Below are 8,048 nucleotides of genomic sequence, written 5' to 3' on the forward strand. Positions count from 1 at the left end.
CCGCCCGCAGTCAGATGCATAACGTTGATCTCTTAGCGAGGGCAAACACATGAACTGCAGCGACGTACTGATCATCGGCGCCGGCCCCACCGGCCTGGTGCTGGCGCTCTGGCTGCGCCAGCAGGGGGTCAAGGTACGGATCATCGACAAGACCCTGGGTCCGGGCACCACCTCCCGGGCCCTGGCGGTGCAGGCCCGGACCCTGGAGCTCTACCGCCAGCTGGACCTGACCCAGGCTATCGTCGAACGCGGCCACCACGTGCCGGCGGTCAACCTCTGGGTCCGCGGCGAGCGGGCCGCGCAACTGCCGTTCAACGCCATCGGCGAAGACCTGACGCCCTACCCCTTCCTGCAGATCTTTCCCCAGGACGAGCACGAGCAACTGCTGATCGAACGCCTGGAACGGCTGGGCGTGCGCGTCGAACGCGACACCGAGCTGCTGGCCTTCACCGATCACGGCCACCTGATCAACGTTCGCCTGCGTGGCCCCGACGGCCGCGAGGAACACTGCCAGGCCTTCTACCTGGCCGGCTGCGACGGCGCCCGCTCCACGGTGCGCAAGACCCTGGGCACTGGTTTTCCCGGCGGCACCTACCAACAGGTGTTCTACGTCGCCGATGTCGAGGCCGACGGCCCGAGCATCGACGGCCAATTGCACGTGGACCTGGACGATGCCGACTTTCTCGCGGTGTTTCCCCTGGCCCAGAGCGGCCGCGCGCGGCTGATCGGCACGGTGCGCGACGAGCGCGCCGAGCACCCGGAAAACCTGCGTTTCGAAGACGTCAGCCAGCGCGCCATGCATCAGCTCAAGGTCAACGTCACCCAAGTCAACTGGTTCTCAACCTACAAGGTGCACCACCGAGTGGCCGAGCAGTTTCGCCTGGGGCGGGTGTTTCTCCTGGGGGATGCCGCCCACGTCCACAGCCCCGCCGGTGGCCAGGGCATGAACACCGGGATCGGCGACGCCATCAACCTGGCCTGGAAACTGGCGGCGGTGCTCAGCGGCAAGAGCGCCGAAAGCCTGCTGGACAGCTATGAAATCGAACGCATGGAGTTTGCCCGGCGCCTGGTGGCCACCACCGACCGGGTGTTCAGCTTCGCCACCGCCGACGGCCCGGTCGCCTACCTGGTACGCACCCGCCTGGCCCCCCTGCTGCTGCCGAAGATCGCCGCCTTCGACAGTGCCCGGGAATTTCTCTTTCGCACCGTGTCGCAGATCACCCTCAACTACCGGGGCATGCCCCTGAGTGCCGGTGGCGTCGGCCCGGTGCACGGCGGCGACCGCCTGCCCTGGGTCAGGGACGGCGAGCACGACAACTTCGACAGCCTGGAGTACCTGGGCTGGCAGGTGCATGTCTACGGCACGACCAGCGATGCCCTGCGCGACTGGTGCAGCGCGCACCGGGTGCCTTTGCGGATATTCGACTGGCGCCCGGCCCATGCCGCGGCAGGGCTGGCGCGCAATGCCTTCTACCTGCTGCGCCCGGACACCTACGTGGCCCTGGCGGACCGCTCTGGCGACCCGTGGCTGCTGGAGCGCTATTTCCGCGAGCGCCAGATCCAGCCTCACTGAACAGGCCGCGCGAAACATCCGCGCAGCCGCCGTATCACCCTCAGAAGTCGGCCTTGACCGACAGGGTGAAGTTGCGCGGATCGCCGTAGAAGTTGCCGAAGCCTTCGGTGCCGACGGTGGTGTAGTAGCGCTTGTCCAGCAGGTTGTTGCCGTTGAGCGCCAGGGACCAGGTGTCGTCGATGCGATAGCCGATCCGGCCGTTCCAGATCGCATAGCCGGCCTGGCTGATGTGATTGCCGCTGATGGGCGAGACCCGGTAGTTGTCGCTCTGGGCGTTGACCCCAGCCCCCACGGTGAAGCGTTCCAGGGCACCGCCCAGCTGGTAGTCGCCCCACACCCGTAGCAGGTGCCGCGGTACGTAGGAATTGAACGACTGGCCGTTCTTGCTGCTGTCGGCATCCTCCAGGGTCTTGGTCTGGGTGTAGGTGTAGCCGGCCAGCAGTTGCAGGCGTTCGATCACCTCACCGCTGACTTCGGCTTCAAAGCCCTGAGCGCGGACCTTGCCCGAGTTCAACGAGCAGGTGCTGTCCGGGCAGGCCGGGTCGTCCTGCTGCGCATCTTCCTGAAGGGTGCGGAACAGGCTGAAGGCGCTGTTCAGGCGGCCGTCGAACCACTCGCCCTTGATCCCCAGCTCATAGCTCTTGCCCACCAGCGGCTTGAGGGAGGCGCCGTCCAGGGTCCGATAGCTGCCCTGGGGGGTGAAGATGCTGGAGTAGCTGGCATAGGCCGTGAGGTTGTCGTTGAGGTCGTACAGCACCCCGGCGAACGGCGTGACCTCGCCGGTTTCCTTGGAACGGGCGCTGCTGGGGGTGCGGGTGTCGCGCCAGTAGGCCACGGCATCGTTCTGCGACTTGTACCAACTGACCCGGCTGCCCATGACCAGGGTCAGCGGGTCGGCGAGTTTCAGGCGCAGGGTGGAATACAGCCCTTGCTGCTGGATGCGCAGATCACTGGGGCCGCCCCGGGTGGAGTTGCTTTCGTAGTAGCTGTCATCGGGCTTGGGCAGGTGGTGATCGGGGTCCAGCACGTTCTGCCGCTGCGGCAAGCCGGCCACGGCGTAGAAGTCGTCCTTGATCGAACGGCTGGCGTTGGCGCCGAAGGTCAGTTCGTGCTCCTGGCCAAAGGCCTGGAAGTGGCCGTCGACATAGGCATCGAAGCCGTAGTCCACCTGATCGTAGTCATAGGTGCTGCCCAGCATCAGGGTGCTGGAGCGGCTGGCACCCACCGGCACCGAACCGCTGGGGAAGGCGTACTCGATGTCCTGGGTGTTGCGGCTGTAGACCCCGGCCACCTTCAGCGCCCAGTCATCGTTGAGCTGTTGCTTGAGGTCGGCGAAATAGGTCGCGCGCTTGCTGCGCGAGTTGTTCCAGGCGGTGTTCAGGCAGGTGGAACGGCCGAGCTTGAGGTCGCTGCCGTCGCTGTAGCGCGGCAGGCCGCCCCAGCACGGGCGCGAGTCAACGTCTTCATAGGCCATGCCCAGGCCCAGGGTGGTGTCGTCACTGAGGTCGAAATCCAGGGCGCCGTAGTAGACCTGATCCTTGCGCTCCCCCAGGTCGTAGAAATACTGCCGGGTCTGCTGGGTCACCACCGCCCGGCCACGAACGGTACCGGCGTCGTTCAACGGCCCGCCGGTGTCCACCTGGGCCCGGTAGTTGTCCCAGCTGCCGGCGGACATCATCAGCTGGGTGTGGGGCGTGGCCTGGCCACGCTTGCGCACGAAGTTCACCGAACCGGCGGTGCCGCCCGCGCCCTTGAGCATGCCGGCGGCGCCGCGCAGGATCTCCACCCGATCATAGAAGGCCATGTCGCTGCTGAAGCTGTCGGCCTGCACGTAGCTGTTGCCCATGTCCAGGGGCACGCCGTCGTACTGGTACTGGCCGGTCATGCGAAAGCCCCGGGAGTAGAAATACTTGCCGCCCATGGGCGAGTCGTAGAGGGTGATGCCCGGGGTCTTTTCCATCACCTGGTCGATGGTGTTGAGGTTCTGGTCATCGAGCATCTTGCGGGTGATCACGGTCACTGACTGCGGGGTTTCCTTCAGCGAGTGCTGGCCCTTGCCGATGGTCACCGCGCCGGTGGTGTAGGAACCGGAATACTCGGTGGTGGCCCCCAGCTCCTGGCCCTGGACCTGGGTGGTGCCCAGCTCCAGGGTGCCGCTGCCCTGGGGCACGGAGCGCAGCACATAGCTGCCATTGCTTTGCGGCTCGGCCTGCCAGCCGCTGCCGGCGAGAATCCGCGCAAAGCCTTCCTGTACCCCGTATTCACCCTTGAGCCCCGCCGAACGCAGGCCGGCGGTCTGCCGGGCATCGAAGGAGATGGCCGCCCCGGCGGCACTGGCGTAACGGCTCAGCACCTCAGTGAGATCACCCGCCGCGATATCGAAGCGGCGCACCGCCGTCTGTTCGCTGGCCGCCACCGCGGTCAACGGCAGCAGCGCCGCGCCATACACCGCCAGCGCGCCCCAGAGCCCGACCTTGATGGCCTGGGTCAACTTCGACTTGTGAACTTCAGACATGCTTTGCCTTCCCCCGATCTTGAAAATGAATCCACTGGGGGATGAGCCGGATCAGAGTGAGCAAAAGTGCAAAGACCGGAATAATTATTTTTACCGTTTGGTTTCAGCCGAGGCGGCGGTGGGACACCCGCACCCAATAGCGGGTGTAGCGCTCGATGCGCAGCGAGAAACCGCTCTCAAGCGCCGCCAGGGCGCGATCGGTGTCATCGATGGGAAAGGCCCCGGAAATCTTCAGGCCGGCAATCTGCGGATCGCACTGCACCACTCCGCGGCGGTAGCGCGACAGGTCCGCCAGCAAGTCCCCCAAGGGTCGGTCGAGGGCGATGATGCTGCCCTGGCGCCAGGCGCCCACCGACGCATCGCTGGACCGCAGCGCAGCAAAGCCTCCAGTGCTGAACGCCAGTTGCTGGCCGGCCTCGACTCGGCGCGACGCCATACCGTTGCCCAGGCTGACCTGCACGCCCTGCTCCAGCACCGCCACCTGATCCTCGCGCTCTTCGCTGCGCAACACGAAACGCGCGCCCTGGGCCTGGACCTCACCGTGGCGCGTGATGACCCGCAATGGCCTTTGCAGTGCATCAATGCCAGCGCTCACCAGCATCTCGCCCCAGAGCAACTGCAACCGGCGCTGCTGACCGTCGAAAGCCACATTCACCGAGGTGTCGGTGTTGAGCAGCAATGCGCTGCCGTCCGCCAGGCGCACTTCGCGGCGCTCGCCGACCTGGGTTCGATAGTCCGCCAGCAATTGCTGGGCGCTGTCGCTGCGCCAACCCAGCCAGCCGAGGGAGCCGGCCGAAGCCAGCACCACCAGGTTGCGCATCAGCTCGCGGCGCGAGCGCCCGGCCCCGCGCAAGGTGGAACCGGCCAGACCGCCAGGCAGGGCCGACATCTGCTCGCCCAGTTGCTGCATGCGTTCCCAGGCCTGGCGATGCAAGGGGTCGGCGGCCAGCCATTCGCGCCAGGCTGCCTGTTCCTGTTCGCTGGCGGTGCCGGAGCGCAACTGCGCATACCAGCGCGCCGCGCCGCTGATGGCCTGGCGCTCGCCCACGCTCAGTTGCAGGTTGGCAAAACTCATGACAGCTGCATCCGCATCTGCATCAGGCAGCAATGCTCCATGGCCTTGGCCATGTAGTTGTTGACGCTGCGCACCGAGATCTGCAGGCGTTCGGCGATCTGCTCGTAGGTCAGGCCGTCGCACTGGGACAGCAGGAAAGCCTGCTTGACCCTGGCCCCCAGGCCGTCCAGCAGCCGGTCGACCTCCAACAGTGCCTGGAGCATCAGGTTCTGCTCCTCCGGCGACGGCTGCTCGCCCTCGGGCACCAGAGCCAGAGCCTCCAGGTACGCCTGCTCCAGGGAACGGCGGCGAAACAGATCGATCAACAAGCCATTGGCGATGCGCGACAAGTAGGGCCGCGGCTCGCGGATCTCCAGGGCATTGCGCGCCTTGAGCACCCGCACGAAGGTGTCCTGGGCCAGATCGGCGGCATCGAAGGTGTTGCCCAGGCGCTGGCGCAACCAGCCCTGCAGCCAGCCGTGGTGATGGGTGTACAGATCGGTGACGGCACTGCGCAGGGATAAGTCGTCGGCGGGCATGACAATAAGGATTCATATTTGATAATGAATCGCATTGTCATGTAGGGGCGGAAGTCTTGGCAAGAGCCACGAACGCCGGACGACGTTCGTGGCGGTACGGCGGGGGCCTGGTCAGATCCCGGCCAGGGCCAGGTCCATGGCGAAGTAGGTGAAGATCAGGTCAGCACCAGCGCGCTTGATCGAACCCAGGCTCTCACGCACGACGCGCTGCTCGTCGATGGCCCCGGCCTGGGCGCCGAACTTGATCATCGCGTACTCGCCGCTGACCTGATACGCCGCCACCGGCAGGCGCGAGGCCTCGCGGATGTCGCGGATGATGTCCAGGTAGGCTCCAGCGGGCTTGACCATCAGCGAATCGGCGCCTTCCTGCTCGTCCAGCAGGGATTCGCGCACCGCTTCGCGACGGTTCATCGGGTTCATCTGGTAGCTCTTGCGATCGCCCTTGAGCGCGCTGCCGCCCGCTTCGCGGAACGGGCCGTAGAGCGCCGAAGCGAACTTGGTGGAATAGGCCATGATCGGCGTCTGGGTGAACCCGGCGGCGTCCAGGGCCCGGCGGATGGCCTGGACCTGCCCGTCCATGGCCGCCGACGGCGCAATCACGTCGGCACCGGCACGGGCCGCGGCCACCGCCTGCTTGCCGAGGTTGATCAGGGTCTGGTCGTTGTCCACTTCATGGCCGTGCATCACGCCACAGTGGCCGTGCTCGGTGTATTCGCAGAAGCAGGTGTCGGACATCACGATCATTTCCGGCACCGCGTCCTTGGCAATGCGCGACATGCGCGACACCAGGCCGTTTTCCTTCCAGGTGTCGCTGCCGTCACAGTCCAGGTGGTGCGACACACCGAAGGTCATCACCGACTTGATCCCGGCGCGGGCGTAACGCTCGATCTCCCCGGCCAGCTTGGATTCGGGAATGCGCATCACCCCGGGCATGCTCTTGATCGGCACGAAATCGTCGATTTCCTCCTCGACGAAAATCGGCAGCACCAGATCGTTGAGGGTGAATTCGGTTTCCTGGAACAGACTGCGCAGTTGTTCGGAGCGACGCAGGCGACGGGGACGGGCTTCTGGGAACTGGCTGGACATGATTTTTCCTAAGGCTGAGCGCGAAACAACACGAGCGATGGCGAAAAAAGGCAGAAAGCTTATGCCCAGAGCCGCCAGGGTACAAACCCGCACGGCTCAAGAGAGTCTTGCAAATCTGCCAACAATCAGCGCCAGGCCCGCTATTCATGGGCTTGGCGAGGGCCCGCGCAGGCCGGCCTGCGACCATCTGACGCAAGGTCGAGGAGCAGCGACAAGCTTCGAGCAGCAAGTGACAAGAGCGCCGCGCTTGGCTTGCACCTGAAAGCTTGCCGCTGCTTCACCCCGCGAGAAACTTGCCTTCGATACAGGTGACTGCGGCCCCACCGATCCACACCTCATCGCCCAACTGCTGCACCTCGATCCTGCCAGCGCGGCCCATGCTCAGGCCCTGGCTGACCCGATAGCGCGACGGCGCCAGCCCGGCGCCCAGCAGCCACTGGGCGATACCGGCGTTGAGGCTGCCGGTGGCCGGGTCCTCGGGCATGCCGTCGCCGGCGATAAAGGCCCGCACTTCGAACTGTGCATCGGTGTCATCGCGCTCGGGGTCACAGGGCGCGATCACCCCTACGGCCAGGCCGATCAGTGCTGGGTAATCCGGTTGCAGATCCAGCACCTGCTGGCGCTCGCCGAGCATCACCGCCAGCCAGCCGGCGCCGTTGTCGACCCACTGCGCCTGCAGGATATCCCCGGGCGCCAGGTTCAGGCCGCGACGCACCTGCTCCAGCACCTCGGGCTCCACCGGGCCGGACTTGAGCAACGGCGGTGCGAGAAAGGCCAGCTGATTGCCCTGACGACGAATGCGCACCAGACCGACTTCACACTCCTGAATGATCTCCTCGCCCTGGGGCACACCGCCGGCTTCGAGCCAGGCGTGGCAACTGCCCAGGGTCGGGTGACCGGCGAAGGGCAGCTCTTGGGTGGTGGTGAAGATCCGCAAGCGATAGTCGGCCCGGGGGTCTCGGGGTTTGAGCAGGAAGGTGGTTTCGCTGAGGTTGGTCCAGGTGGCGAAAGCGGCCATGCGTTCGTCGCTGAGCTCGTCGGCGTTGAACACCACGGCCAGGGGGTTGCCCTTGAGGGGGGTGGCGCTGAAGACGTCGATTTGCTTGAAGTTCAGGGCGGGCATTTAGAGGGGGCCTGGGGTCGGTGGGGGAGCTGGGGGTGAAGTGTACATATTCGTTGCTGCGGGTGTGGCGGTTGGTGGTTTCGCTCTTACAGCCATCCCTTTCAAGGTCTTGAGTAAAATCCGCTAAAACTCATTCAGGAAGATCCGAACGATGTGGG

The 8,048-nt window shown here is 65.5% G+C and carries 6 protein-coding genes; 1 reads left to right on the plus strand and 5 read right to left on the minus strand.

Annotated features, from left to right (window positions below; all coding sequences use genetic code 11):
- The first annotated feature begins 49 nt into the window (after window positions 1–49).
- Window positions 50–1,573: an FAD-dependent oxidoreductase gene (locus PQT43_RS25485; RefSeq protein ID WP_272754935.1), complete on the plus strand. Its 1,524-nt coding sequence runs from the start codon at window positions 50–52 to the stop codon at window positions 1,571–1,573.
- A 40-nt stretch (window positions 1,574–1,613) separates the two neighbouring features.
- On the opposite strand, the gene PQT43_RS25490 is transcribed toward PQT43_RS25485, so the two are convergent.
- The 5 genes from PQT43_RS25490 to PQT43_RS25510 all read right to left on the minus strand — a co-directional run bounded on the left by PQT43_RS25490 (window position 1,614) and on the right by PQT43_RS25510 (window position 7,890).
- On the minus strand, window positions 1,614–4,088 hold the full coding sequence (locus PQT43_RS25490; RefSeq protein ID WP_272754936.1) for a TonB-dependent siderophore receptor: 2,475 nt from the start codon (window positions 4,086–4,088) through the stop codon (window positions 1,614–1,616).
- Between the two features lie 103 nt (window positions 4,089–4,191).
- Window positions 4,192–5,163: a FecR domain-containing protein gene (locus tag PQT43_RS25495; protein ID WP_272754937.1), complete on the minus strand. Its 972-nt coding sequence runs from the start codon at window positions 5,161–5,163 to the stop codon at window positions 4,192–4,194.
- Window positions 5,160–5,681 (minus strand): sigma-70 family RNA polymerase sigma factor, encoded by a 522-nt coding sequence (locus tag PQT43_RS25500; RefSeq protein ID WP_102864158.1) that lies wholly within the window; start codon window positions 5,679–5,681, stop codon window positions 5,160–5,162. Before PQT43_RS25500 ends, PQT43_RS25495 begins: the two co-directional genes overlap by 4 nt.
- Window positions 5,682–5,792: 111 nt before the next feature.
- A complete protein-coding gene (gene hemB, locus PQT43_RS25505; RefSeq protein ID WP_016962997.1) occupies window positions 5,793–6,767 on the minus strand; it encodes a porphobilinogen synthase in 975 nt (324 codons plus the stop codon).
- A gap of 277 nt (window positions 6,768–7,044) precedes the next feature.
- Entirely contained in the window at window positions 7,045–7,890 is an 846-nt protein-coding gene (locus tag PQT43_RS25510; RefSeq protein ID WP_102880006.1) for a PhzF family phenazine biosynthesis protein, read from the minus strand.
- Window positions 7,891–8,048 lie beyond the last annotated feature (158 nt).

Origin of the sequence: Pseudomonas sp. BLCC-B112 (assembly GCF_028550695.1) — a bacterium.
Classification (GTDB): domain Bacteria; phylum Pseudomonadota; class Gammaproteobacteria; order Pseudomonadales; family Pseudomonadaceae; genus Aquipseudomonas; species Aquipseudomonas danubii.